Source organism: Methylocystis sp. JAN1, assembly GCF_052186135.1.
GTDB lineage: Bacteria > Pseudomonadota > Alphaproteobacteria > Rhizobiales > Beijerinckiaceae > Methylocystis.
This window is the reverse complement of record NZ_CP181499.1, coordinates 1584405-1608443: the sequence shown is the minus strand read 5'-3', so window position 1 is coordinate 1608443 and position 24039 is coordinate 1584405. Positions and strand designations below refer to the sequence as shown.

Genomic DNA, 24039 nt, shown 5'->3' with positions numbered 1-24039 from the left:
GGATTGGCAAAAGAGGAAAGTGCCGTGGTCAACGTCACCGATATCGAGCTCAGTCATGATAATCCCTCTTCGCTGCGATTGACGCTAGGCGACGGACTCACTGAGATTCCCGCACTCAATCTCACCGTAAACGGCAAGCCCTGGGCAACCATTCCGACTGTCCCTGACCCAACGGCGCTGCAAGATCGTAGGGTCTGGTCGTGTGAGCTTCCGCCACTTCACTCGTTAGTTGGCGGAGAATTCATCGAAATAATCGACCCTCGAAATGGGCGACTGGTGAAGCAAGTCCAACTTGGAGCACGCGAGCCAAGGCGGAATGGCATGGGGCTGCTGGCGGCGGACGTCTATGGCGACGGCGCCGATCCTCTATTCTCGGCGCCGAGCATGTTGTACGATGGAGCTATCGTCACAATTTACGGTGCGCATCTTCCGCCGATGGGCGATCCCTCGAAACTGCGTTTCGTTCTTGGTCCGGGCGTGGCCTTCACCCTTGAATATCCTTTATACTCCCCCGAATTCGGAGATCATTACTGGTATTGGCCAAATGCGAGTTGGTCAGCGTTTCGCCTAAGTATCGATCTTGCAAGATCTTCCGCCGCCGCCGATCCGTTCAAGATTTCGTTTGTCCATATGTTGGACGCCACCGAAAGGCAAGGCGGTGTGGTTTATATTCCCAACCAGATGATTTCTTCGATCGGATTTCCCGGCGGACTGGACGATCCGACGCCAGTCCAGCAGGAGCCCGCCCAAATAGCGGTTTTCAACGGCTACAACAACTATCGCTGCATGGCGGAGCTGCTAAGCAGATTTGGAGTTGCTCCGCGCAAGGGGGCGACGCTTCTTGATTGGCAATGCGGCGAAGGCCGCGTGACGCGCCATTTTCTTGATAACTGGACTGGCGCAGACGTTTGGGGAATCGATTCCGACAGAGAAAAGATCGCTTTTTGCAAGCGTCGCTTTAGCAGCGGCGCATTCGTCCATGGCTCCTTCAAGCCCTCCATGCCCTTTACTTCTGAATATTTCGACGCCGTGTACAGCCTTACAGCCATGCCTTTCCTGCCCGCGGCGGATGAGGGGTCATGGATGGAGGAACTCGCGCGACTTCTAAAGCCTGGCGGCCTGGCGGTATTGGCGTTTCCAGGTGGATGCGCCGCCGCTTATTCGTCCCGTTATTTGGACCGCGATTGGTGGAATCGATGGAAAAGCAAAGGCTATAACGATGAATTGTGCGATCCGGAGCTGAAGGCAAGGCTTGGCGTTCCAAGCTACATCCCAAATGTTTACCGTTCCATGGAAAACGTCAAGATCGAGTCTTCGGGAATCTTCGAAACGCTTGCGATAGAACCGGCTCGATTTGGCTATCTGGATGTTGCAGTCCTGCGCAAGCGTTGAACTAGCAGGCTGTCGAAAACCCCCTCGTCTGGGCGGCTCTGATGGGGGCGCGGATGTAGCAAGAGGCGATCGGCGCAGCTGGGAGCGCCTTCGCACGCTTCCTCGACGATGGGCGCATCTGTCTCACCAACAATGCGCCGAACGAGCGCTGCGCACTGTCGCCCTCGGGCGCCGATCATGGCTCTTTGCGGGCTCGGACCGCGGCGGGGAGCGGGCGGCGACGATCTACCCGCTGATTGCTACAGCGAAGCTCAATCGCGTCGATCCGCAGGCCTTGGCTCGCCGACGTGCTGGCCTGCATCAACGATCACAAAATTACAGATTTTGCCGCCCTTCTGCCATGGCGCTCGGCGGCGGCGCGGGGAGACCGTAAACTTGCGGCATGACCGCAAACGCCATCGTTCGCTTCAGAGTCACCCTGACGACGTGGAGCCAAAAGTTCGGCGCCGCGTCGAGGTCCCGCTCTCGATAAAACTCGACCGCCTCCATCTGACCTTGCAGGCGGCGCTCGGATGGCTGCGCGACGACCAGTTCGCCCCGCTGAAAGCCCCTGCTTTGCGTCTCTGGGTGGCGGTCGCTCCAACCCCCCACTCGTAACCTACGGAAAAGCCGGGCCGTCCACGCCTTAGGCGGGAGCCATAGGAGATACAGGAAATCAGGGAGTTGGATGGCTGTGGAAGCAGTCCGGGGCGAACTGGTCTCTGCGTCAGATTCCCTGCTAACAGTGAAATTAACAGGGAAATCGACCGAAAACACGGGTCGCCGCCTCACAGAACCCCTCCGTCAGCGGATGAATCCCTTTGGGCCTCCGCCAAAATTCCCTAAGCAACCAAACAGGGAAATGAGTCCGCCTTAACAGGAAAAAAGCGCGGATTTCCCCGTGAAAAGGGAAAGCCTCCTCTGTATCGCTACCGGCGGAGGGAAGCAGATCGCGAAAGCGTGAACTGTGGCGCTGAATCAGCGCGCGTATTCCCCATCTTACTTCAGAAATTTGCTTCAAAAAAGAACGTCGTTCCCTTCGTCGGCGCGGGGGTCTCCAGAGCCGTCCTCAACAAGGATGGAAAGAGAGCCTTCCCTGATTAGAGTGAGTTGCTCTCGCGGGGTGCAGACTTCGTCGAAAACGAGGGGGCAAATGGGTCTCGAAACGCTCCGCAGCTTCTTAATGAGAGTTCGCCCGAATGAGGATGAAGCCGCCCATCGCAGCCATGGCCGCGGGATGTTTCTCGACCCATCCCTTCTTAGGCAGCCGAGCCTTCTTGCATCTTCTTTCGCCGCTCTGTTTCAATTTGCGTTGTTGCGCGAGGCCCGTGAGATTCTCGAAGGCTCCTGTCCATCCGTGCTGATGCGAACATGCGGACGCTTGCGTCGCGAGTCGAGCATGGACAAAAATCATCTGTATCTCGTCGTCTCCACCGTCGAGCGACTGAAAGGGTCATGCTTATTGCCGGCGATTGTGGACACGATCCAACTTCGACCGCGGATCTCATAATAGTCACCGAAGTAGGTGGCGAGCGTTTCGCCGCGCGGCTCATGGACAGCGAAGCCGCCGCCCACCCTTGCAGACTAGAAGGCATCTGCTCCGACGTAGCAACCACTGACGTTCGAATGGACGCTTAAGCGGCGACTGTGCGGAAGGCAATCTCAAGTCTGTCTGATCGATGCGTCCACGACATCTTGCAGGGTCTCAGTCAGCCATCTCGCCGACCTCGGACGAAGCCCCGCGCGAGTTTAAAAATCATACCTCATTCGTGCGACTCATCTTTTGCGGCTCGTCATCCTAAAGTTGCGAACTGATCGGGATGACCTCGGCAAATTGCGACGAACTCCAGGGTGATTTGGCATGTGCGGAATCGCAGGATTTGTGCGTCTGGACGGGATGGCGCTTTCTCGGGAGACCGATCGGCGCATTTTGCGAACGATGGCTCAGCAACTGGCTCATCGGGGGCCAGATGATGAAAAAACCTTTCTTTGGACGAATGTGGGATTGTCCTTTCGCCGGCTCGCCATCGTCGATTTGGCCACTGGGGCGCAGCCGTTACGCTCTGACGATGAACGGCTGGCGCTGATTTGCAACGGTGAAATCTATAACCATCTCGATCTACGCTCACGCTTTTGTTCCAGTCAGCATTTCAGGACCGCGTCCGATTGCGAGGTCCTGTTGCACTTATACGATCGCTTAGGGCTGGCGTTCTTAGACCAATTGAACGGCATCTACGCCTTTGCTCTCCTCGATAAGCGGAGACAAAAGCTCATCCTTTGTCGCGACCGGCTCGGCGTGAAGCCGCTCTTTTATTATTGCGACGCGAATGTTTTCATTTTCGGTTCTGAAGTGAAGGCGGTGCTTGCTCACCCCAACGTGAAGAGCGGGTTTCATTGGGCCGAGGCGCTCAGCTATCGCAATTCCATGAATTACCCCGATCGCGACAGAAAGCTTAGTTCATTTTTCGAAAATATCTATCAACTTCCGGCAGGTCATGTTCTTGAGATCGATCTCGCGTCGGGCGCGCAAAAAGCGAGATCTTACTGGGATCCCCGCTCGATTCGCCGCGATGCCGAGCCGGCGCAAGACGAGAGCGTCTACATACGCCGCTACCGCGAACTGCTCGACGACGCCGTCAAAATGCAACTCATGGCCGACGTGGAGTGCGGCATATTTCTCAGCGGTGGAATAGATTCCCTCGCCGTCGCGCGTCTTGCGAGCCGCCACAAAGCCATCCACGCCTTCACCGTGCTTTCTCAGAGCACGATCACAAACGGCGACGCGCCCACGGCCTGCGCCGCAGCGAAATTCTTTGGCCTTCCTAGCCATATGGTGCTTTACGATTGGCGCGAACTTGATCTCGATCCGTCGCTCTGGCGCAAAATCATCCGTCAGGTGGAAACCCCCATCGCCGGCGCTGAGCAATTTTACAAGTTCTTGCTCCACGCACACGCGCGAAAGCGAGTCCCCAACCTAAAGGTCATGCTTCTGGGGAGCGGAAGCGACGAATTCAACGGCGGTTACAGCAAGTCGGCCTTTAATACGCCCGACGGGCCCTCATGGGCCGAATTTGAGAAAAATCTAAGATATCGTGACCGCGAATCCCTGCTGCATCGAAGCGGCGACTGGAGTGCGTACGCAAATGCGAGCCTCGACGACGAATGGCTTATCTCAAGAGATTTTCTCGCCGAACAAACGGGCGCGCCGCCTTACGACGGCGCGTTCGACGCCTATAGGGACATCTATCGCCACATGTTGCAAATGTATCAGCTGTGGCACGAGGATCGAACATCCGCCGCCAACGGAGTCGAGGCGCGCGTGCCCTTCCTCGATCACCGAATCGTCGAACTGACATATTTGGTTCCAAAGGCGCTTCATGAGAAATTGTTTTGGGACAAAGCGATCTTGCGTGAGGCGATGAAGCCCGACCTTCCGGACGAATTTCGTCTTCGGCCCAAGACCCCCTTCTTCATTGGCGAGGATTTAAGATACACACGTCGCCTCCTGTACAATCTCCTTTGCGCCCACGATAATGCGCTTTTGGAAGAGGCGCTCGTCGAGTTGTCGGAAACCGCTCGCGTCGTCAATAAAGATGTTCTTTGGAGCCTCTTTAAGAAACTGCCTGACGACCCCGAATACGCCAACGTCGATATGGTGCTCGATTTGGTCAATATGGGACTTCTCGCCGCCATGGGCAGGACGCCGCTCGAGGCTTGCGCGTGGGAAGGCCCGCTTCCAGTGACGGAAGTGGCGATCGACGACTGGTCCGCTTGGCGGCAGAAGTTCGGGATCTCACTCGTCCGGCGGGCGCCCACTCTTGATCGAGACAGCGTCCTTTGCTTCGCCGACGGCATACGCATCGTTTGCAGCGAAGCGGGCGACCCTCGGCTGAAGGAAGACGGCGACTACTACATTTTGAGGCATAACGCGCTAGAATTCGCGCTCGAACCTCAACTCAAACCATGGGTTCGCTTCCTCCGCCACGTCGATGGCGCGCAATCGGTCGCAGAAATCCTCGATGAAATCGGGATGAGCGACGCTGAGGTGTGGAAACATCTCGAGGAAGCTGTGGAGTATAATGTCTTGTGCGTTGTATCGCCCCCCGAGGCGGGTGCGCAGGCGTCCTGGAGCGCCCTATAGATCCTTCCGTTTGCAACGTGCAGGCTTTGGGTTCGGCGTCAACCCGCTGGGGCAGACCCCACTCTCCGCCCTGCCCGGGCGAACGAAATCAGGAGCGGCGCTGTCACGCGCCGGTGATTTGCTTCTCCTTTCGCCAGATGCATGCTCGACGCCATCATAGGGCTTTTCACCGCCGCTGAACTCGACGAATTCCGCGACCATCGCGGCGCGCGACGTGACGCCTAATTTGGCGAAAATTCTCCGCAGATGCGTACATACCGTCCAAGAGCTGATGCCGAGCCGACCCGCGATAGATTTATTCTGGAAGCCGCGGGCGACGAGCTGGACAATTTCGCTTTCTCTCGCGCTAAGTTGTTTCAATTTGTGATCGATGCAGGCGATCTTTAGCAAAACGTAGCGTTCGCCTTGGTGGCTAAAATCGAAAATGATGCGCTCGCTACTGCAGTTCGACGACGGCTCCGTGCGGGCGCCCATATAGATCTGAGCAAGATTGATGATAATTTGACTTATTAACTCTTCCAGCTCGACGTCTACGGCCCCCTGCTCTGGCGCTTCGTGATCGGAAATGAGCATTCTCGGCATCAGCGTCATCCAAACGAACTGCGTTTCGGAACTGGTAGCCTTGGAGAAAAAGAAATAGTTGCCCCAATGACTTTAGGCTAGCTCGCAATGATGGCTTTTAGGAGTCGCTTTTTTGAGCGAACAGGGGATTTGATCATCCGATTTTCTGAAGCGACGATGATGCCGGAGTTAACGCCCGAGAAACCAAAAAATGGTCGTCGTGCGGCGGCGATCCGAATGAATAACGCGTGAGCCCGACGCGTCGACGCCCCAAGCGCCGCAAAGACGCGAGGGCGAAGGCACGGCGGAGACGCGATTTGAAAGGTCCGACGCCCAAGCGCATTCGGCGCTTATCGCTCACCCAAAGACAAGCCAGATCGCATAGAGAAACAGAACGAGGTCACAGGCGAGCGGGACCACGCCACTAAGAGAGGCTGAGTTAACCGACATCGACTTTTTCATCCCGGCCGCGAACAGGGCGAAGTCCCAAAGCCAATGGATGACAACTAGGGGAATAATCGTGCTAAGTTTGGCCCGCAGCGCGCCGAGCCAAAACCCGGTGAAGACATTGATAAGCGCCTGCTCTGACGCTTGCGTCCAGTTTCTGGTTAGCGCGCCATTCAATAAATGGACAGCGCCAAAAATTGCGGCGCTGATTGCGGCGGCCCAAGTCGCGCCGAAGTTTGACAGAGCGCCGTAAAACAAGACGCCACGAAACATCAGCTCTTCCGAGACGCCAACGAGCAGCGTGTTCACTCCCGCAAATTTTAAAGCAGCATTCCACGTGACGCCATTACGAAAGGCGAACATCCAAAGCGCGACGATCGCAATCGCGGGCGCGATCAACACCGAGAAGTCGCCGTCGCTGACAAGTTGCAAGCCAAAAGCTCGCCACTCTCCTGTATATGCGGCGACCGCCAGCAAAAAGACCGGCGCGGCAATCAATGGATAGTTCAGCTCGGAGACGATGCGCTCCAGTCGCGTCCCTCGGCCGAACTGGAGGATCAAGCCCCCGAACACGACAAAGATCCAGACGACCAGGACAGCGAGCGCAGCAGTCCATGGATCCACTTCGAAGGCCATTCTCACTCTCCATCTGCGCTTCGACGAGATCGGCGGTCATGCGTGGATCGCGTGGAGCATCTGGATCCGACTTAGTGAATTGCAAATTGTTATGGCGGTCTCGCCCTTCACTCGAGTCGCATGTTCAGAGTCCCAACAATGCGCGACTTCTCCGCACCGAAGATTTCGTGCTTCATTTCCCGCGTCGTCAAATCCGGAGTTGCGGAGATGAGCCGTCTTTCCATAGGGGAAGAGATTTCTGCGAAGCGCCAGATCGGCGCGGGCGACGAAGAGATTTGCATCGCGATTATCGATAGCCGGGCGGATCTCACGCATCCATGCTTTGTCGGCGGACAGCTCGAAGAACTCATGCCGGTCTGGTTGCGATCTGTCATGGGCCCGTCTGGCTCGTTGCACGGCACGCATGTCTCCAGCATCATATTCGGCCAGCCTGGCTCGACGGTTGAAGGCCTCGCGCCACGATGTCGCGGCGTCGTCATCCCTGTCTATGGGGAGACGGCGGCAGGAGAGTTACGGCCCTGTAGCCAGGAAGATTTGGCGCGCGCCATCTCGCTTGCGCTGGAGGCTGGCGCGCATCTGATCAACATTAGCGGCGGCGAGCTCATTCGAGCAGGTGACGTGGATCCGTTCCTCGAGCAAGTCGCCCGCCGCTGCGAACAGCAAAATGTCGTTATCCTCGCAGCGACGGGTAATGAGGGCTGCGAATGCTTGCACATGCCGGCGGCGCTGCCGAGCGTGCTCGCGGTCGGCGCGGCGACTGTCGATGGGCTACCGAGTCCGTTTAGCAATTGGGATGAAAGCTTTGCTGAACACGGCGTGTTGGCGCCGGGCGAAAATATACTCGGCGCCATTCCAGGCGGCGGAGTCGCGCGACATAGCGGAACCAGTTTCGCTTGCCCAATCGTCACGGGCGCCGCAGCCCAGATCTTAGGCTTGCAAATAACGCGCGGCCAAAAGCCGGACCCGAAAGGCGTGCGCGACGCGCTCGTGAAGTCGGCAATACCCTGCAAACCGGGAGAGGATCAGGCTCATTGCGAGCGGATGTTGGGCGGTCGACTCAATGTCGAGGGAGCCTGCGAACTGCTGTTCGAAAATGTGGGAACGGCGGCGTCTGGTCTGCGGGACGGCGTGCGGGGCGACGCAATTCGTTCGCCCCGCCCCCTTGGAGGCGGACGCGTGAAGCCGCTTTCGGTGCAAGGCAGTCATTCGACAAAAAGCTATAAGCAAGAGGGCAAAGTAATGGAACGCGCACAATCTCACCTCTATCCGCAGCATGCTCCTGGCGTCGATCAGGGCGCGCTCCCGCAGGGAGCCGAGCCGCTCAGCCTGGCCATAGCGCCCCAAGAATCTTGGTCCGCGGGCCACCCGGCGACGCCGCCCCAAACGCAAGCGACGATGGCCGTCGGGCAGTCTGCGACCGTGCAACCGCAACAGACGCCGTGCGGCTGCGGCGGACAAACGCCGCAGCATGGGGCGCTTCCGATGCAACAGACTTATGAGGCGACGCCCAACGCCCGGCCAGCGGAGCACGCGATCCCTTCTCAGACCGCGCCGCTGACGGCGCCTTCCTTCGGCGCCCAGGCGGCTTTAACGCCGGCGCAACGCACGGCGGTGATGGCGGCCTTTCCGAGCGGCCAAGCCGAGACGCGCCCGGCAATGGCGTCTTGTCACGGCGTGACCCCGTCGCAGTCCGCTTATCCGATCCCGATGCCGAATGATTTCATCACCGCGGCGAATTCGCAGCTCGTCTATGTGATCGGCACCCTTGGATATGATTTCATCACCGACGCGCGGCGCGATTATTTCGTCCAGCAGTTCCACGACATGTCGCAGGCCGACGAATTCGTTAAATTCGCGCCGGACCTCGGCCTGACAAGCGATACGATCTATCTACCGGAGGATCACCGGGCGATGGCCGCCTATATGTGCAAAGGCCCTGGCCCGCGCTATCCTAATCGTCCCGCCGGCCGGGCGCCCGAAGATGTGGGCAGCGTATGCTGGGTGCTGTACCAAGAGAATCAGCCGCTCTATGCGTTGCGGCCGCTTCAGACCCTCTCGCTCGCCGTGCTGAGCGAATTCGCCGACATTTTATACGATCAGTCGAGGCCCGAAACGCTCCCCGTTGATCCCAGGAACAAGCTCGGCCCGAGCACTGTCAACCCGCGCCACTCCGATCGGGTGTCGATCGCCGGTCGGATCATCGGCGACATCACACTCTACAATGGCCAAACGGTTCCGACCCTCGACGTCTCTCTACGCGCCCTCTACAATTGGACCACCGATTTATTGCTGAAAGACGTTCTTGGTTCGGACGTAGATCCGAAGTCGGAAGAATATCTGGCGCTGAAGAATTTTCTGGACCGAATATACTATGAAGTCCGCAATTTGGGACAGGCGCCGAGCGATCGCGCGATCAATTACCTGACCACGAATATTTTCCAAGCGCGCGAAGCCTTCACCGGAGCGCTCAAAGAGCATCTTGAGCTCGATAGCGTCTATGCGGAAAAGAGCCCCCTGTGCCGACCGAAGTCCGACTGCTGGGATGTCGTCATGCGGTTTTTCGATCCAAGAAATCGGCTCCAGCGCGCGCTGGAGGAATATCGCCTCACTGTGGACGTGAACGACATATCGCCGGTTGGAATCGGCTCGCTGCGCAGGTGGGCGCGCTTCGCCTGAGCGACCGATCGAGGCCATAGCCGATTGCCGCATATGGCCAAACGCAATCCTCGGGCGATGTTCCATCGCCCGACGGACGGCAGGTCCGGCTGCCGAAGGTGGGCGCTTCAAAGCGGCCCCACTAGCTGGGCGCAGTTGATATCTCTGATATCTGAGGAGAATGAGATGAAACGACCGAAACAACTCCCGGCGGTTGAGCGCAAAACAACCAAAACCGCCTCGGCGCCTGCGGGGGCGAATGTCGGCCCCTCCTTTGACTGGGGCTCGCTGATTCCGGTTGCCCAGAGCCTTATTGGAGCTCTTTAGCGCTTATGGGTGGGCGAACCAAAGCGTTGCCCACCCTTCTCACCCTGACGCTCCGCCGCCAAGCTTGCCAAGCAAGGCGACGTCAAAGAAGAGCCAACAATCGTTCACCCTTTGCCGAACGATCGCGTCTCGACAATTAATGGAGAATTTCAATGAAACGACCGAAGCAACTTCCCTCTGTCGATCGCAATGCGAAAAGAACTGCTTCCGCGCCAGCGGGGAGCTCGGTGGGGCCGTCTGGCTTCTGGGATGTCCTCGGAACCGTCGCGAAGGTAGGTTTACCGATCGCCATCGGCGCGCTCTGATCGCCACAGAGCCGAGCCGCTTCTGCCAACAAGCGGCTCGTCCAACAGGCGCTGCCGCCCTAACTTTCGCGTCGACCGTCTCTTTTGGCGAGGAGCGGAGCGCAGCCGGGTGTCGGCGTTTATCGAGCGGCGAGCGCGCCTCGGGCAATCTGATCAAACTGGCGAAGAGGAGAGACGCGATGAAACGGCCAAAGGCTTTACCGACTGCGGAACGCTGTTTCAAAAGGACGGCCGGCGCCGGCGGGAACGCGCGTGAGCGCCTCCATTGACTGGCGAAAAATCCTCAGTCCGCAACAATTGGGCTGAAAATGGCGGCGTCGTCGCCCGTCCGCTCGGGTCGTAGCGTCTAAGTCGTTTGCGCTCGCACGACGAAGCCCATGATGGCCACAATCAAACCCATTCGACTTTTCTGTAACGGAGGACTCTGATGAAGCGGCCAAAATCTTTACCCACAGTCGAGCGCAACGTCACGATTTCGGCGTCCGCCGCCAAATCCGCTGGCGTCGTCGCGTCGACCTTAGTCGGAAAGAAGCCGTCGCCCGCCTGCCGAGGCATCGCGGGGTATGGCTGCCGGTAAAGCGAGGAGGCGCCTTGCGCGACCCGATTTATGATCGCGCAAGGGTGGGCGCGCCCCGGACCAACCCTGTCGTCGCGCCAAACCTGGTGGTGAATGGATAAGCCCCGCGCCCCGGGCCGCGAGCGCGTAATGCGACGTCAATTGGCGCGCGGGGTTGAGACGAGCGTTCCGCACATGGCGGGCGCGCTGAATTAGCAATCGATGAGGTGATGGACCATGGCCAATCCCCCAAACGTCGGTAATGACGAAAAGCTTTTCGCGAGGTCCTTCAGTAAGGCCGCCCTCGTCACGGGAGAAGTCCCCAATGTTGGCGTTGCGCCTCCGCCGTCGGCGTCGAGCAATCTACGCTTGCCCAAGGCGATGAAGCCCGCCCCAAAGAATTTTACAGAATCCGACGAAAAGATCAGCGTCAACGCGGCTCTCACCGAGCGGCCAACGCAAAGTTGGCTCTCGGCCAAGACAGGGATCCCGCCGCTCGGAGCGGGGCAGCCCGTTCGCGTGCGCATCATCCGTTAGTGGGTGCTGAGCGCGAACTGAGCCTGCGTTCGATTTTGCCCGAGCGGTTCTGAACTGAGGTCCCGACCCTACGGGCTCCCCGAAGAAATCGGTGGCGCCATGCGCCGCCGTGCGTCGGTTCTCGACGAGCGTCATCTTGAAGGGGTTCGAAGCTGGAAGGTCGGGCGTCAATTCAAGCGAGTAAATTCATGTCATCATCGCCCTGCCCCCGTTCGCCGAACGAAGTTCGCCTCGAAAACGCATCGCACAGCTGCTCGGCGGATCCATATGCTTGGTTGCGCGATCGCGACGATCCGCGCGTGCACGCGCATATCGAGGCTCAAAATGCGCTGACGGGCGCCTTCTTGACGAGAACCGCGCCGCTACGGGGGCGGATTTTCGAAGAAATGCTCGCGCGAGTCGATTTGAGCCGTTGCTCTCCGCCCGTCCCCCACGGCCCCTATGAATATTTCAGCCGCTTTGAGGAAGACAAGGCTTACGCCATTCACTGCCGCCGGCGACGCTTCTGCGACGACGCCGAGGAAATAATCCTCGACGAAAATCTTCTCGCCGAAGGACATGGCTATTTCTCGCTCGGCTTTCTAAGCGTTAGTCCCGATCACGAGCGGTGTCTTTTCGGCGTCGACATATGTGCGGATGAGCGCTTCGCCGTATTTGTCCGATCCATCGCCCATCCGGCTATCAGCGTCGCCATTCCCGGTAGCTATGGAAACGCGCTATGGAGCAATGATCGACACACACTCTATTCGGTTCGTCTGGATGCTTATAACCGGCCATTTCAACTTGTTCGCCATAGAGTCGAGGGAACATCAGTCTTCGAGGAGAACATTTTTGAGGAGAAGGATGCAGCGTATCAATTGCGACTCAGTCGAACTGAGGACGGACGCTTCCTAATTCTGACATCCTGGGCTCGCGATACGACGGAGCTGCGCTACCTGGATGCGGATGACCCAAATGCAACCGTGAAATTGCTTTATCCTCGCAGAAACGGGATCGAGGCCTACGTCACGCATCACGAGGAGAAGTTTTATATCGTCACGAATGAGGAGGCGTCGGCTAACCGTATCCTGACAATGCCGACTAAAAATCAGTCCTTGGAGAAGCGTATTTTCAGGGACGCCCCCGCGGACGTCGAGATCGACTGGATTCACGCCTTCGCCAAGCACATCGTCATTTGCGAGAGGCGCCGTGGTATCCCGACGCTCCACGTCGTCGACATGCAGACCAACGAAGATCATGTCGTTGATCTGCCCGAGTCCGTCATCGCGCTTTATCCAGAGGACAACCGAGAGTTCGAGACGGAGATTTTTCGGTTCGGCTATAGCTCGTTTGTAACGCCCTATACGGTTTTCAACTATGACATGGCGTATCGCCGCCTTGACATGCTGCAGCAGTCGGCTGTCGTGGGTTACAATCCAACCGATTACGCATCCGAACGGATATTCGTTCCGACAGGGGACGGCGTCGACGTCCCAATGTCCTTGGTCTATCGTAAGGGAAGGCGTAACGACGGCTCCCACCCCGCCCTGCTCTACGGTTACGGGGCTTACGGCTTTCGGCTGGAGGCGGAATTTTCGTCGCTAAGGCTAAGCCTGCTCGATCGAGGCTTCGTTTATGCGGTCGCACATGTTCGCGGCGGCGGCGAACTCGGCCGCGACTGGCATGAACAAGGCCAAGGGCGGCTCAAACAAAACAGCATTGGCGACTTCATCGCTTGCGCGGAATATCTCATCCGCGAAGGTTTCGTCCATCCCGGTCGCCTCGGCGTGATGGGCGAGAGCGCAGGCGGCCTGCTGGCCGCGGCGGCCATTAATCAACGACCAGAATTGTTTTCCGCAGTTGTTACCGATGGACCGTTCGTCGACGTGATTAACACGCTCGCGGACGAAACCTTGCCATTTACAATCTCCGAATGGAAGGAGTGGGGGAATCCATCCATGGCGAAGGACCGGGCCTGGCTTCAATCCTACTCTCCTTATGAAAATGTCCGCAGGCAGGCATATCCCTCACTTTTAGTCTTTTGCTCCCTTAATGATCCACGGGTTCCCTATTGGGAGGGGCTAAAGTGGGCCGAACGCATTCGTGAAATGAGCTCTGAGCCCGCGGACATTCTGGTGAAGGTGCGCTTGGACGGCGGACACCAGGGAATGTCGGACCGATTCGCAGAAGTCGAGGAGTGGGCGTCGATATATGCTTTCCTCATCGAGCGATTGACGGCAAGCGTCGGCGGATAGAATGTCTTGCGATCCGCATCGAGGCGCGGATCGTGATCGAAAGCTGGCGACGACATTACAACGAGGTGCGTCCGCATTCTTCGCTTAGATATCGACCGCCCTCGCCCACGGTGTGGCCCGCTGAGCGCCTGGCTGCGCCACCCCGACCAGCTCCGCCGGGCGCTCAGCGGCTAGCCCAAACGCCAGTCATTAACTAACATTCAAACGGGAGCACCCCATGGGGGCCGGCCACCCGCAAAAGCCCACAGAACGTGGGCCTTTTGCCGGTCTTCGGGAAAGTCTCCGGAATTAGCGACTGCGTGGCTGGGGGACCTGGATTCGAACCAAGATTAACGGAGTCAGAGTCCGCTGTTCTACCGTTGAACTATCCCCCAACGGGTCGGCGGCGCATCGCCGCAGCGGGACGTGATCTAGAGAGAGCGAAGCGCGCTGTCAACAGCCCTCTCGCCGCCGGACGCGCGCGCCGGCGCGCCTTGGAGCGGGACCGTCGCCTTTCATGCGCCACTTGCGGGCGGGTTCGCAATCCTGCATGAAAGAGGTTTACGCGAACAACGTCGCGCGAGCGGCGAATATGCGGCGGATATCGCGGGAGCAGGAACTTGGCAGGGACCGATCGGCCTCCGCATTCGGGGCCAGGTCTTGAGGCGGTGGCGGGGGCCGGCGGCGCGGCGCGCGCGCAGGCCGCCCTGACGACGGGAGCGGCGGGCTCGGCCGGACACGCCGCCTATGGAAACGGCCACACCTACGCCGCGCTCGATCTCGGCACCAATAATTGCCGCCTGCTCATCGCCCGCCCCGAGCGGCGCGCGCGCCGGCGCAATTCGGATTTTCTGCGAATCGTCGACGCTTTCTCGCGAATCGTGCGCCTTGGCGAAGGGTTGGGCCGCGCCGGCCGCATCAGCGAGTCTGCGATCGAGCGCACCATAGCGGCGCTCGAAATCTGCCGCGACAAGATGGAAGCGCGCGGCGTCACCCGCGCCCGCCTCGTCGCCACTCAGGCCTGCCGGGGCGCCGCCAATGGCGAGGAATTCGTCGAGCGCGTCCGCGACCGCACGGGGCTTGAACTCGAAGTCATCGACCGCGAGACGGAGGCGCGCTTCGCGGCGCGCGGCTGCGGCTCCCTTGCCGACCCCCAGGCGGCGAGCGTGCTGCTTTTCGACATTGGCGGCGGCTCGACGGAACTCGTCTGGCTCACCCGCTCGCCAGCCGCGGCCGACGCCCGCGACCTTCATAGCTGGACCTCGCTGGAGCTCGGCGTCGTGACGCTGGCCGAGCATTTTGGCGGCCGCGTCGTTGACGCGAAAACTTTCGCGGCGATGAAGCAACACGCGCTCGACGCGCTGGAAAGCTTCGTGAGGGAGACGACGGAAGTCCGCCGCTGCGCGCGCTTTCACCTGCTCGGCACGTCCGGCACGGTCACGACGCTCGCCGGCGTGCATCTTGGACTCGAGCGTTACGACCGCTGGCGGGTGGACGGATTGTGGATGTCCGACGCCGAGGCGACCAAAGCGATCGAACGGCTGCGCGGCATGGATTTCGAAGCGCGCGTCGCCAATGGCTGCATCGGCCCGCAACGCGCCGACCTCGTTCTGGCGGGCTGCGCGATTTTCGAGGCGATCCGCGAAATGTTTCCGGCGGCCCGCACCCGTATCGCCGATCGCGGCCTGCGCGAGGGCATGCTTCTGGAGCTGATGGAGGCGGACGGCGCGCTCAGCGGGCCGTAGGCCGCACGAAGAGGGATTCGCCGATGACAGGCGTCCACCCGATCGCCCTGCCGTAAGGCGGCTTTCCGCTCGACGGCCGCCGCCTCAGCCGTCACAATGTTCAGGCGTGATTCGCCAAGAATTCGACGCCCCCGATTCGAGCGCCCGCCCCCATGACCGACGAATTGAACGAACCCCTTGGACGAGAATCCAGGCGTCCGCCCCCGGCCGCCGGTTCATCGTCGCGTCGGCCTTTACTCGCCGCCGCCGGCGCGCTCGTCGCCGCGGGGGCGACCGCGCTCCATCTGGCTCCGAAGGATCCGTTCGGCGGCGAGCCGTACGCCGTCGCGAAGATCGAGCCGGCCAAGCCGCCGGAGCCCGCACCGGCCCCGCCGCAACAGCAGGAGCAGCAGCGGACCGTCGCCGCAGCGGATCAGGGCCCGCCCGGCAATGAAATGGGCGTCAGCGAGATCGAGCAGCTATCGGGCGTGAAGGTCACGCGGCACGGCGTCGAGGGTTCGACCGCCCGCATCATCCGCATCGACCCGCCCTCGGGCGTGAAGCTCGCGCCGGCGCCGGACCGCCGCGTGGTCGAGAAGGGCCGCTACGGGCTGCTGCCGCGCATCGGCGCCGACGGCGCGAGGCCGATGGATGTCTATTCGCGCCCCTTCGTCACCGGCCCGGCCATCAAGCCGGGCGCCCCGCGTATCGCCCTCGTGGTCGGCGGCCTGGGGCTCAACCCGCAATATTCGCTCGACGCGATCGAGCAGCTTCCCGAGGGCGTGACGCTCGCCTTCGCGCCTTACGGCGCGGATCTCGACCGTCTCGTCGCGCAGGCGCGCGCGCGCGGGCATGAGGCGCTTCTGCAGGCGCCGATGGAGCCTTTCGACTACCCGCAAAACAATCCGGGGCCGCACACGCTCGTCACCGGCGCGCAGGATGGCGGCGTCGACGATCTGCAATGGCTGATGAGCCGTTTCTCGGGTTACGCCGGCGTGATGAACTATCTCGGCGGACGCTTCATGGCGGATGAATCGGCGCTTTACGGCGCCTTGAGCGAGGTCGCCCAGCGCGGCCTGTTCTTCCTCGACGACGGCGCCTCGCCGCAATCGCTCAGCGATAGGCTGGCGCCCAAGCTGTCCCTGCCCCACGGAAAAGTCGACGTGATCGTCGACCAGCGCGCGACCCCCCAATCGATCGACGCGGCGCTCGCCCAACTCGAGACGCTGGCGCGCGGCAAAGGCGCAGCCATCGGCTTCGCCAACGCGACGCCCGCGATAGTCGCGCGCGTCGCGCGTTTCGCGCGCGATCTGGAGCGGCGCGGCGTCGCGCTCGCGCCCGTCTCCTCGGCGCTCGCGCCGCGCGGCGGAGCCTCGGCCGATGCGGGTCGCGGCCTATGACCCCGCCCGACAGCCGCTATCGCCCCTGCGTGGGCGTCGCGCTCATCAACGCGCAGGGCCTCGTCTTCATCGGCCACCGCAAGGGAAAAGGCGCTTTCGACCAGACCGCGGCGCCTTTCCTCTGGCAGATGCCGCAAGGCGGGATCGACGAAGGCGAGACGCCCTTCGAGGCGGCGCTGCGCGAATTGCGCGAGGAGACGAACGTCACGAGCGTGGAGTTTATCGCCGAGGCGCCGCTCTGGCTGTCCTACGACCTGCCGCCGGACGCCAACAAACGCTGGAGCGGCAAATATATTGGCCAGACGCAACGCTGGTTCGCCCTGCGCTTTCTGGGCGACGACGGCGAGATCGACATTCATGCGCCGGGCGGCGGCAAGCACAAGCCGGAATTTGACGCCTGGCGCTGGGAAAAGCTCGCCAGGCTTCCGGATCTGATCGTGCCGTTCAAGCGGCAAGTCTATCTGGACGTGGTGGAGGCATTCGGGCCATTTGCGGCCGAGTGAGCCTCAAACCGCCCGCGCCGGTTACCGTCCCGGCCCTGAATCCCGAGCCCTCAAGGCCGCGCGGCCTTGTTACGCACAGGTTTTTGTCGCCTCATGCCAATGTTGTCGCTATTATTAAAAGTTGCACCTTCTTTTGTTTGCAATCCGGCCGCAGAGGCGGTCCTCGGTAAGAGCGCCCACAAGCTTTGCCGTCGTTCTCTCCGCGAGGGAAGCCTGCCTGGAGCGCGCTGCAAAAATTGGACACTGGTTTTTCGCAAAAAGCGCGCTCCGAACCTATAGAAGCGATTACGTTATCTGCATTTGAAGAAGAGTCCGCCTGAACGCAGCGTGATCCAGAGGATAAAAGAGCTTTGCATCCCAAGGTCTTTCATTATCTCGGGGCGTTCCTGGCCGTAGCCGTGGCGACAATTTTCCGCTTCATGTTCAGCAACTTCTTGTCTTTCGCCACTTTTGCTCCCTTTTTCATCGCGACCGTGATTGTTCTCCTTTGCGCGGGACCGGGGCCGGGCGTTTTCGCCACGATTCTCTCCGCCCTGAGCGCCATCTACTTCTTTTTCGAGCCCGTTCAGTCTTTCGAGATGCTGCTCGACAGCGACAGGATCCGCACCGTCCTCTTTATCATCTCCGGCTTGACCGTCTCCGCCCTGGTCGAGATCAAGAACCGGAAGCAACGGGTCGTTCTCGACGAAAAGGTCCACAGCGCGACCAGCCTCCTGCGGAAGGAGGCGAGCGAGACCTTGCAGCAAAGCGAGCGGCGATATCGCTCGCTTTTCGAGACGAGTTGGGACGGGATCGCGACGACGGATCTCGACGGCTGGTTTCAGGAAGCCAATCCGGCGTTCCAGAACATGCTCGGCTATACGATGGAGGAGCTGCGCGCCCGCACCTACCGCGACATCACGCCGCCTCAATGGCGGGAACAAGAGGAGGCGATCATTCGCGAGGTCGTCATGCGAATGGGCGGCTCGGGCGAATATGAGAAGGAATATGTCCGCAAGGACGGCGGCGTTTTTCCGGCCGGCCTCAGAACCTGGGCCGTCTACGACGCCAACGGCCGCATTGTCGGCTTGCGTTCCTTCATCCGCGACATCACCGAGCGAAAGCGCGCGGAGCAGGCGCTCAGGGACGCCGCTCAGAGAAAGGATGAATTCATCGCGACGCTGTCGCATGAGCTGCGCAACCCGCTCGCCTCCATCAGCAGCTCCGTTCACGTCCTGCGTCACCGCGCGCTGGGGCGCGGCGATGAGGATCGGGACGCGAAAGTCGTGTTGATGATGGAGCGGCAAGTCGTCCATTTGAAGCGTCTCGTCGACGATTTGCTGGACATTACGCGGATCGCGAGCGGTAAAATCGATCTCAAGCGGGAGAAGATCGACCTGCGGGAGCCCCTGCGTCACGCCATCGAAACGACGACGCCGATGATCGAAGGCGGCGGCCATCGCTTCCACTGGTCGTTGCCCGACGCGCCGCTGACGCTCCATGGCGATACGGTGCGCCTCGCGCAGGTCTTCACCAATCTTCTCACCAACGCCGCGAAATATACCGAGCGCGGGGGCGACATTTCCGTCTCGGCGAAACGCGCCGGCGACGAGGCCGTGGTGACGATCGAGGATAACGGCGTCGGCATTCGGCCGGAAATGTTGCCCCACATCTTCGATCGCTTCACGCAGGTCGATCGGACGCTCGAACGCGCGCAAGGCGGGCTGGGCATCGGGCTCGCGCTTGTGCGCAGCCTCGTGCGTCTTCACGGCGGCGAGGTGGAGGCCCGCAGCGAGGGCGTCGGCCGTGGCAGCGCATTCATCGTCCGCCTGCCCGCTCCCGCGGAGATTGCCTAGATCGCGCTGCGTTCAGGCGAATCCCCTGAATGCAGCGCGATCTAGGCCGCGCGCACCAGCCGCGCGGCGAAGAATCCGTCGATCCCCGCGAGCCGCGCATCTTCATTCGGCCAATAAGACGGCAGCGTGCGAAGATCGCCATCGCGATTGACGAACGCTTCCGGCACGCCGTCCGCCGTTGTGACGGGCTCGCGGCGGAAGTCGGGATTGCGGCGCAGAAAGACCCCGATCTGCTGCTCGCCTTCCTCAGGTTCGAGCGAACAGGTGCAATAGACGATGCGGCCGCCCGCTTTCGTCAACAGCGCGGCGCGGGCGAGCATCTTGGACTGCAAGGCGGCGAGCGCTTCGATGTCGCCGGGCTTTTTGGTCCAGGGCACGTCAGGATGGCGGCGCGCGGTGCCGGTGGCCGAGCACGGCGCGTCGATCAGAATCGCGTCGAAGGGTTGCGCCTGATAGCCCGTGGCGTCGCCGACCGCGATATCCGCGCGGAGGTCGAGCCGCGAGAGATTGGCCGCCAGGAGCTTGAGACGCTCGGCGGAGCGGTCGAGCGCGACGACATGCGCGCGGGTGAGCGCGAGCTGCGCCGTCTTGCCGCCGGGCGCCGCGCACATGTCGAGCACGCGCTCGTCCGGCTTCGTCGCAAGAAGGCGCGCGGGAAGCGCGGCGGCGGCGTCCTGCACCCACCATTCGCCGTCGCGATATCCGGGAAGCTCCGTAATCGGCGCGCGGGTCTTGAGTCGCACGGAATCCGTCGGAAGAACGACGCCGTCGAGCTTCTCGGCCCAGTCCGCCGCGTCGGACTTCACCGAGACGTCGAGCGGCGGCTCCTGCATATGCATGGCGACGATGGCGCGCGCCGTCTCGTCGCCATAGGCCTTGCGCCAGCGCTGGGCGAGCCAGGGCGGCGCGTCGTATTCGCCGCCGGCGGCGATCTCCAGAAACTCGTCGCGCCGCCGCGCGAGATTGCGCAGCACGCCATTCACCATGCCCGAATAGGCGCCGGTTTTCGGTTCGAGCTTCGTCGCGCGCACGGCGAGGTCGATCGCGGCATGATCCGCGGCGTCGAGGAAGAGAAGCTGCGCGGCGGCGGCGATAAGCGTGTATTCGAGCCGCCCGGCCTGGCGCGGCAGGCCCTTTTCGAGCAGCTCGCCCAAGACGTGGCGGATGACGCCGAGTCGGCGCAGCGACGCCGTCGCAATGGAGCGGGCAAGCGCGACGTCGCGCGCATCGAGGCCGGTGAGACGGTTCGGAACGGCCTGGGGCGAGAAGCATTCATCCAGCCGATGGCCGCCCTGCGCCACGTCGCTGATGATGGCGGCGGCGGCGAGTCGGACGGACAGGCCGGGTATTTTGGCGGCCTCCGCCTCGCGCGCCGCCTCGGCGGGCACGAAGCCCTGCCGTGTGGACTGCCGCGCCGGTTTCGATCGCCCGGGGAATGATCTACTATCGCTCAAACAGCCGTCTCCACAGATCCCCGCTTGATGCGAATCATAGCACAAGGGGGCGCGCGGCGGCGAGAAAGGTCAGGCAGCAGCCATGTCCGAAGCCAAACGAGAGAGCGACGAAGCCAAACCCCAAGAAACACAGCGCAAATTGCCGCCGGCGGCAAAACGCGCCATCGCCGAGGCGGAAGCAAGACGCAGATCGGCCAACGCGACGGCTCAGCCCGAGGAGCGCGGCGGCCGCGGCGGGCTTGATCCCGCGCGCTACGGCGACTGGGAAGTGAAAGGACTTGCGAGCGACTTCTAGGCGCGGCCCGCATTCAGGAAATGGCGAAGGCCTCCGGACGGCGCCGCCGCGAGGGCCATCCTACCCCACCCCCTGCGCACGCAGGAAGGCGACCATACGCCCCCAGGCGTCGTGGGCGTCCTTCTCGCGGTAGCTCGGCCGGTAATCCGCGAAAAAGCCGTGCGGCGCCCTGTCGTAGATGACGATGTCGGCCGGGGCGCCGGCCGCTTCGAGCTTGTCCTTCATCGTCAGGATGAGGTCGTAAGGGATGCTCGGGTCGTCGCCGCCATAGAGGCCGAGCGTCTGGACCTTGACCTCGTCCACGACGTCGATCGGCCAGCGCGGCTGCTCCTTCGTGCGCGGGCCGTCGAGTCGGCCGTACCAGGGGACGCAGGCGGCGAGACGCGGATTGTGCGCCGCATAGAGCCACGCGATTCGCCCGCCCCAGCAGAAGCCGATGATCGCCGCATGGGAAGCGTCGCCGCCCCTGCCCTCGGCCCAGGCCAGCGCCTCGTCGAAAACCTCCATGGTTTCGACGTCCGGAACGCGCGCGACGATAGCGCGGATCGCATCGATGTCGGGCGCGGCCATGGGATCGCCGTAGCGGATGAGATAGTCGGGCGCGACCGCGAAGACGCCCAGCTTCGCAAAGCGGCGCACAATGTCGCGAATATGCTCGTGCAAGCCGAAAATCTCCTGCGCCACGAGGACCACGGGCAGGTTCCGGCCATGATGGGGCCGCGCGAAATAAGCGGGAGCGCCGCAGGGCAGCGTCGCAAGCCCGGTCTCCAGCCCCTCGGCGTTCGTGCGGATGACATGAATCGCCACCTCCCCCGCCGCCGCGGCGAAGCCCTTGTCGCTCTTGTCCTGCGTCATCTGCGCGCCTCCCCGCCTTAATTCCTTTCTCGCAGGTTGCGCGCGCCGGCGCGGGACCGCAAGCGCCGCGGGCCGTCTTTTCGCGCCGCGAAACTTGGCCTTCTCATCCGGGGCAAAAGAGCGTATATCGCGGCGCCATTTGCGGGAGGGGCTCCCCTTTCGCGCAGGAGTCCGAGTTCGTGTTTGCCCCGAAAATCGTGGTCGAGCAGCTCCCGCCCGTCGCGCGCCCAATCACGCGCATTCCGGTGTTTCCAAAAGGATCTCCTCATGACGCAGCAATCGAGCGCGGAACGAAAAACCGCGCCGGCCCATGAACAGGGGTCCATGCATCAGGGACATGAGCACGGGCATGGCGGGAGCGGTCTCTTCGGGCTCCTCGTCGGCTCCATCGGCGTCGTTTACGGCGACATCGGCACGAGCCCGCTTTACGCGCTGCGCGAGTCGCTCGCCCATCAGGTGCAGGCCGACGCGCTGACGGAAGAGGGCGTCATCGGCTCGATCTCGCTGCTCGTTTTCGCGCTGATCTTCACCGTCACGATTAAATACATCTTTTTCGTCATGCGGGCCGACAACCGCGGCGAGGGCGGCATTCTCTCGCTGATGGCGCTGGCGCAGACCGCCCTGGGGCGGCAGACGCGGATCGCCTTCCTGCTCGGCGTCGGCGGCGCGGCGCTTTTCGCCGGCGAGGCGATGATCACGCCGGCGATCTCGGTGCTTTCGGCCATCGAAGGGCTGGAGCTCGTCACCCATCGTTTCAGCGAGTTCGTGATGCCGATCACGATCTTCATTCTCGTGACGCTCTTTTGGGTGCAAAGCCACGGCACGGCGCGCGTCGCCGCGCTGTTCGGGCCGATCATGATCGCCTTCTTCCTCACCATCGGCGTGCTCGGCGCCTCGCACATCGCCGACGCGCCGGAGGTGCTGCGCGCCTTCGATCCGCGTCATGGCGTCGTGTTCCTGCTCACGCATGGCTGGCTGGGCTTCACCGTGCTCGGCTCCGTCTTCCTCGCGGTGACGGGCGTCGAAGCGCTCTACGCCGATATGGGGCATTTCGGCCGCTTTCCGATTCAGCTCGCCTGGCTCGGCTTTGTGCTGCCGGCGCTGCTGCTGAATTATCTCGGACAGGGCGCGCTCGTGCTGTCGCGGCCGGAAGCCGTCGGCAATCCCTTCTTCCTGATGGCTCCCGACTGGCTGCTGCTGCCGCTTGTCGTCCTCTCGACCATGGCGACGACCATCGCGGCGCAGGCGGTCATCACCGGCGCTTTTTCGCTCGCGCGTCAAGCGATCCAGCTCGGCCTGCTGCCGCGACTCGAAATCACGCATACCTCGGCGATGCTCGAGGGACAGATTTATATCGGCCGCATCAACCGGCTGCTGCTCGTCGGCGTCCTGCTGCTCGTCATTGCGTTCAAGAGCTCCTCGGCGCTCGCTTCGGCCTACGGCATCGCCGTGACCGGCACGATGGTGCTGTCGACCTCTCTGCTGTTCATCGTCGCCTGGCGCAAATGGGGCTGGCCGCTCTGGCTCGCGATTCTCTTCGCGGCCTCCTTCCTCATCGTGGAGTTCACCTTCCTCACGGCGAACATGCTGAAGATCGTCGAGGGCGGCTGGGTGCCGCTGGTTCTCGGCGCCTGCTCGATGATCGTGATGTGGACCTGGGTGCGCGGCACGCGCCTCCTCACCGAGAAGACGCATCGCGACTCGATCCCGATCATGGAGCTGATCGACATGCTCCAGAAATCGAAGCCGACGCGCGTCCCCGGCACCGCCGTCTTCCTGACCAACGATCCCAATGTCACGCCCACCGCTCTGATGCACAATCTCAAGCACAACAAGGTGCTGCACGAGCGGGTGCTGATCATCTGCGTGCGGACGGAGAACCGGCCCCGCGTCGCGCAGGAAAGGCGCTTCGAACTCACCAGGATCTCCAGCGATTTTTCGAGCGCAATTCTGCATTTCGGCTTCATGGAAAGCCCGCGCGTGCCAGCCGCTCTCGCGCTGATGCGCAAGGCGGGCTTCAAATACGACATCATGACCACAAGCTTCTTTCTCGGCCGCCGCACGGTGAAGGAAAGCCCGGCGTCCGAAATGCCGCCCTGGCAGGACAAGCTCTACGTGGCGCTGACCAAGCAGGCGGCGAACGCGACGGATTTCTTCTCCATTCCATCCGACCGCGTGGTCGAGCTCGGCGCGCAGGTCACCATCTAGCGGCTCATTACCGGAG

Annotated in this window: 16 protein-coding genes, 1 tRNA gene and 2 pseudogenes; 14 read left to right on the top strand and 5 right to left on the bottom strand. The window is 61.6% G+C overall.

Going from position 1 to position 24039, the window contains the following annotated elements:
• Positions 1 to 24 precede the first annotated feature (24 nt).
• The 5 genes and pseudogenes from ACNHKD_RS07525 to asnB all read left to right on the top strand — a co-directional run bounded on the left by ACNHKD_RS07525 (position 25) and on the right by asnB (position 5512).
• Positions 25 to 1392, top strand: coding sequence for a class I SAM-dependent methyltransferase (locus ACNHKD_RS07525; RefSeq protein WP_442756451.1), 1368 nt, complete (start codon positions 25 to 27; stop codon positions 1390 to 1392).
• Between the two features lie 89 nt (positions 1393 to 1481).
• Positions 1482 to 1778, top strand: a pseudogene (locus ACNHKD_RS07520) (transposase domain-containing protein); the annotation flags it as partial.
• Entirely contained in the window at positions 1768 to 1989 is a 222-nt protein-coding gene (locus ACNHKD_RS07515; protein ID WP_442756450.1) for an IS1096 element passenger TnpR family protein, read from the top strand. The pseudogene ACNHKD_RS07520 and the gene ACNHKD_RS07515, both read left to right, overlap by 11 nt.
• Positions 1990 to 2524: 535 nt before the next feature.
• Positions 2525 to 2881, top strand: a complete 357-nt coding sequence (locus ACNHKD_RS07510; RefSeq protein WP_442756449.1) for a hypothetical protein — start codon at positions 2525 to 2527, stop codon at positions 2879 to 2881.
• A gap of 351 nt (positions 2882 to 3232) precedes the next feature.
• The gene (gene asnB, locus ACNHKD_RS07505; protein ID WP_442756448.1) at positions 3233 to 5512 is read left to right on the top strand and encodes an asparagine synthase (glutamine-hydrolyzing); all 2280 of its coding nucleotides are present in this window, start codon (positions 3233 to 3235) and stop codon (positions 5510 to 5512) included.
• Here asnB and ACNHKD_RS07500 read toward each other — a convergent pair.
• Positions 5507 to 6094 (bottom strand): response regulator transcription factor, encoded by a 588-nt coding sequence (locus tag ACNHKD_RS07500; protein WP_442756447.1) that lies wholly within the window; start codon positions 6092 to 6094, stop codon positions 5507 to 5509. The genes asnB and ACNHKD_RS07500 overlap by 6 nt on opposite strands.
• 336 nt (positions 6095 to 6430) lie before the next feature.
• A complete protein-coding gene (locus ACNHKD_RS07495; RefSeq protein WP_442756446.1) occupies positions 6431 to 7156 on the bottom strand; it encodes a CPBP family glutamic-type intramembrane protease in 726 nt (241 codons plus the stop codon).
• 207 nt (positions 7157 to 7363) lie between these two features.
• On the opposite strand from ACNHKD_RS07495, the gene ACNHKD_RS07490 reads away from it, so the two are divergent.
• The 3 genes and pseudogenes from ACNHKD_RS07490 to ACNHKD_RS07480 all read left to right on the top strand — a co-directional run.
• Positions 7364 to 9832: a S8 family serine peptidase gene (locus ACNHKD_RS07490; protein ID WP_442756445.1), complete on the top strand. Its 2469-nt coding sequence runs from the start codon at positions 7364 to 7366 to the stop codon at positions 9830 to 9832.
• 1892 nt (positions 9833 to 11724) lie between these two features.
• On the top strand, positions 11725 to 13770 hold the full coding sequence (locus ACNHKD_RS07485) for a S9 family peptidase (RefSeq protein WP_442756444.1): 2046 nt from the start codon (positions 11725 to 11727) through the stop codon (positions 13768 to 13770).
• 20 nt (positions 13771 to 13790) lie between these two features.
• Positions 13791 to 13967 (top strand): annotated as a pseudogene (locus tag ACNHKD_RS07480) (integrase core domain-containing protein); the annotation flags it as partial.
• Positions 13968 to 14070: 103 nt separating this feature from the next.
• Here the strand turns inward: ACNHKD_RS07480 and ACNHKD_RS07475 are convergent.
• A tRNA-Gln gene (locus ACNHKD_RS07475) sits at positions 14071 to 14144 on the bottom strand.
• Positions 14145 to 14456: 312 nt separating this feature from the next.
• Between ACNHKD_RS07475 and ACNHKD_RS07470 the strand changes: the two genes are divergently transcribed.
• The 4 genes from ACNHKD_RS07470 to ACNHKD_RS07455 all read left to right on the top strand — a co-directional run bounded on the left by ACNHKD_RS07470 (position 14457) and on the right by ACNHKD_RS07455 (position 19211).
• Complete coding sequence (locus ACNHKD_RS07470) at positions 14457 to 15494, top strand: Ppx/GppA phosphatase family protein (RefSeq protein WP_442756861.1); 1038 nt, start codon at positions 14457 to 14459, stop codon at positions 15492 to 15494.
• Between the two features lie 152 nt (positions 15495 to 15646).
• Positions 15647 to 16873 (top strand): divergent polysaccharide deacetylase family protein, encoded by a 1227-nt coding sequence (locus tag ACNHKD_RS07465; protein WP_442756443.1) that lies wholly within the window; start codon positions 15647 to 15649, stop codon positions 16871 to 16873.
• On the top strand, positions 16870 to 17376 hold the full coding sequence (locus tag ACNHKD_RS07460; protein ID WP_442756442.1) for an RNA pyrophosphohydrolase: 507 nt from the start codon (positions 16870 to 16872) through the stop codon (positions 17374 to 17376). Before ACNHKD_RS07465 ends, ACNHKD_RS07460 begins: the two co-directional genes overlap by 4 nt.
• A gap of 350 nt (positions 17377 to 17726) precedes the next feature.
• Complete coding sequence (locus tag ACNHKD_RS07455; protein WP_442756441.1) at positions 17727 to 19211, top strand: PAS domain-containing sensor histidine kinase; 1485 nt, start codon at positions 17727 to 17729, stop codon at positions 19209 to 19211.
• Between the two features lie 41 nt (positions 19212 to 19252).
• On the opposite strand, the gene ACNHKD_RS07450 is transcribed toward ACNHKD_RS07455, so the two are convergent.
• Positions 19253 to 20599 carry an RsmB/NOP family class I SAM-dependent RNA methyltransferase gene (locus ACNHKD_RS07450; protein ID WP_442756440.1) on the bottom strand — a complete coding sequence of 449 codons (1347 nt, stop codon included), beginning with the start codon at positions 20597 to 20599 and terminating at the stop codon, positions 19253 to 19255.
• Positions 20600 to 20747: 148 nt separating this feature from the next.
• On the opposite strand from ACNHKD_RS07450, the gene ACNHKD_RS07445 reads away from it, so the two are divergent.
• Positions 20748 to 20960: a DUF1674 domain-containing protein gene (locus tag ACNHKD_RS07445; protein WP_442756439.1), complete on the top strand. Its 213-nt coding sequence runs from the start codon at positions 20748 to 20750 to the stop codon at positions 20958 to 20960.
• A 60-nt stretch (positions 20961 to 21020) separates the two neighbouring features.
• Here ACNHKD_RS07445 and ACNHKD_RS07440 read toward each other — a convergent pair whose 3' ends face one another.
• Positions 21021 to 21815, bottom strand: coding sequence for a dienelactone hydrolase family protein (locus tag ACNHKD_RS07440; RefSeq protein ID WP_442756438.1), 795 nt, complete (start codon positions 21813 to 21815; stop codon positions 21021 to 21023).
• Positions 21816 to 22082: 267 nt separating this feature from the next.
• On the opposite strand from ACNHKD_RS07440, the gene ACNHKD_RS07435 reads away from it, so the two are divergent.
• Entirely contained in the window at positions 22083 to 24023 is a 1941-nt protein-coding gene (locus tag ACNHKD_RS07435; RefSeq protein WP_442756437.1) for a potassium transporter Kup, read from the top strand.
• Positions 24024 to 24039: the final 16 nt, after the last annotated feature.

Coding starts and splice junctions, on each gene's coding strand:
- ACNHKD_RS07510 (WP_442756449.1), top strand. CDS start 2,525: ATGGGTCTCGAAACGCTCCGCAGCTTCTTAATGAGAGTTCGCCCGAAT.
- asnB (WP_442756448.1), top strand. CDS start 3,233: ATGTGCGGAATCGCAGGATTTGTGCGTCTGGACGGGATGGCGCTTTCT.
- ACNHKD_RS07500 (WP_442756447.1), bottom strand. CDS start 6,094: ATGCCGAGAATGCTCATTTCCGATCACGAAGCGCCAGAGCAGGGGGCC.
- ACNHKD_RS07495 (WP_442756446.1), bottom strand. CDS start 7,156: ATGGCCTTCGAAGTGGATCCATGGACTGCTGCGCTCGCTGTCCTGGTC.
- ACNHKD_RS07490 (WP_442756445.1), top strand. CDS start 7,364: ATGAGCCGTCTTTCCATAGGGGAAGAGATTTCTGCGAAGCGCCAGATC.
- ACNHKD_RS07485 (WP_442756444.1), top strand. CDS start 11,725: ATGTCATCATCGCCCTGCCCCCGTTCGCCGAACGAAGTTCGCCTCGAA.
- ACNHKD_RS07465 (WP_442756443.1), top strand. CDS start 15,647: ATGACCGACGAATTGAACGAACCCCTTGGACGAGAATCCAGGCGTCCG.
- ACNHKD_RS07460 (WP_442756442.1), top strand. CDS start 16,870: ATGACCCCGCCCGACAGCCGCTATCGCCCCTGCGTGGGCGTCGCGCTC.
- ACNHKD_RS07445 (WP_442756439.1), top strand. CDS start 20,748: ATGTCCGAAGCCAAACGAGAGAGCGACGAAGCCAAACCCCAAGAAACA.
- ACNHKD_RS07440 (WP_442756438.1), bottom strand. CDS start 21,815: ATGACGCAGGACAAGAGCGACAAGGGCTTCGCCGCGGCGGCGGGGGAG.
- ACNHKD_RS07435 (WP_442756437.1), top strand. CDS start 22,083: ATGACGCAGCAATCGAGCGCGGAACGAAAAACCGCGCCGGCCCATGAA.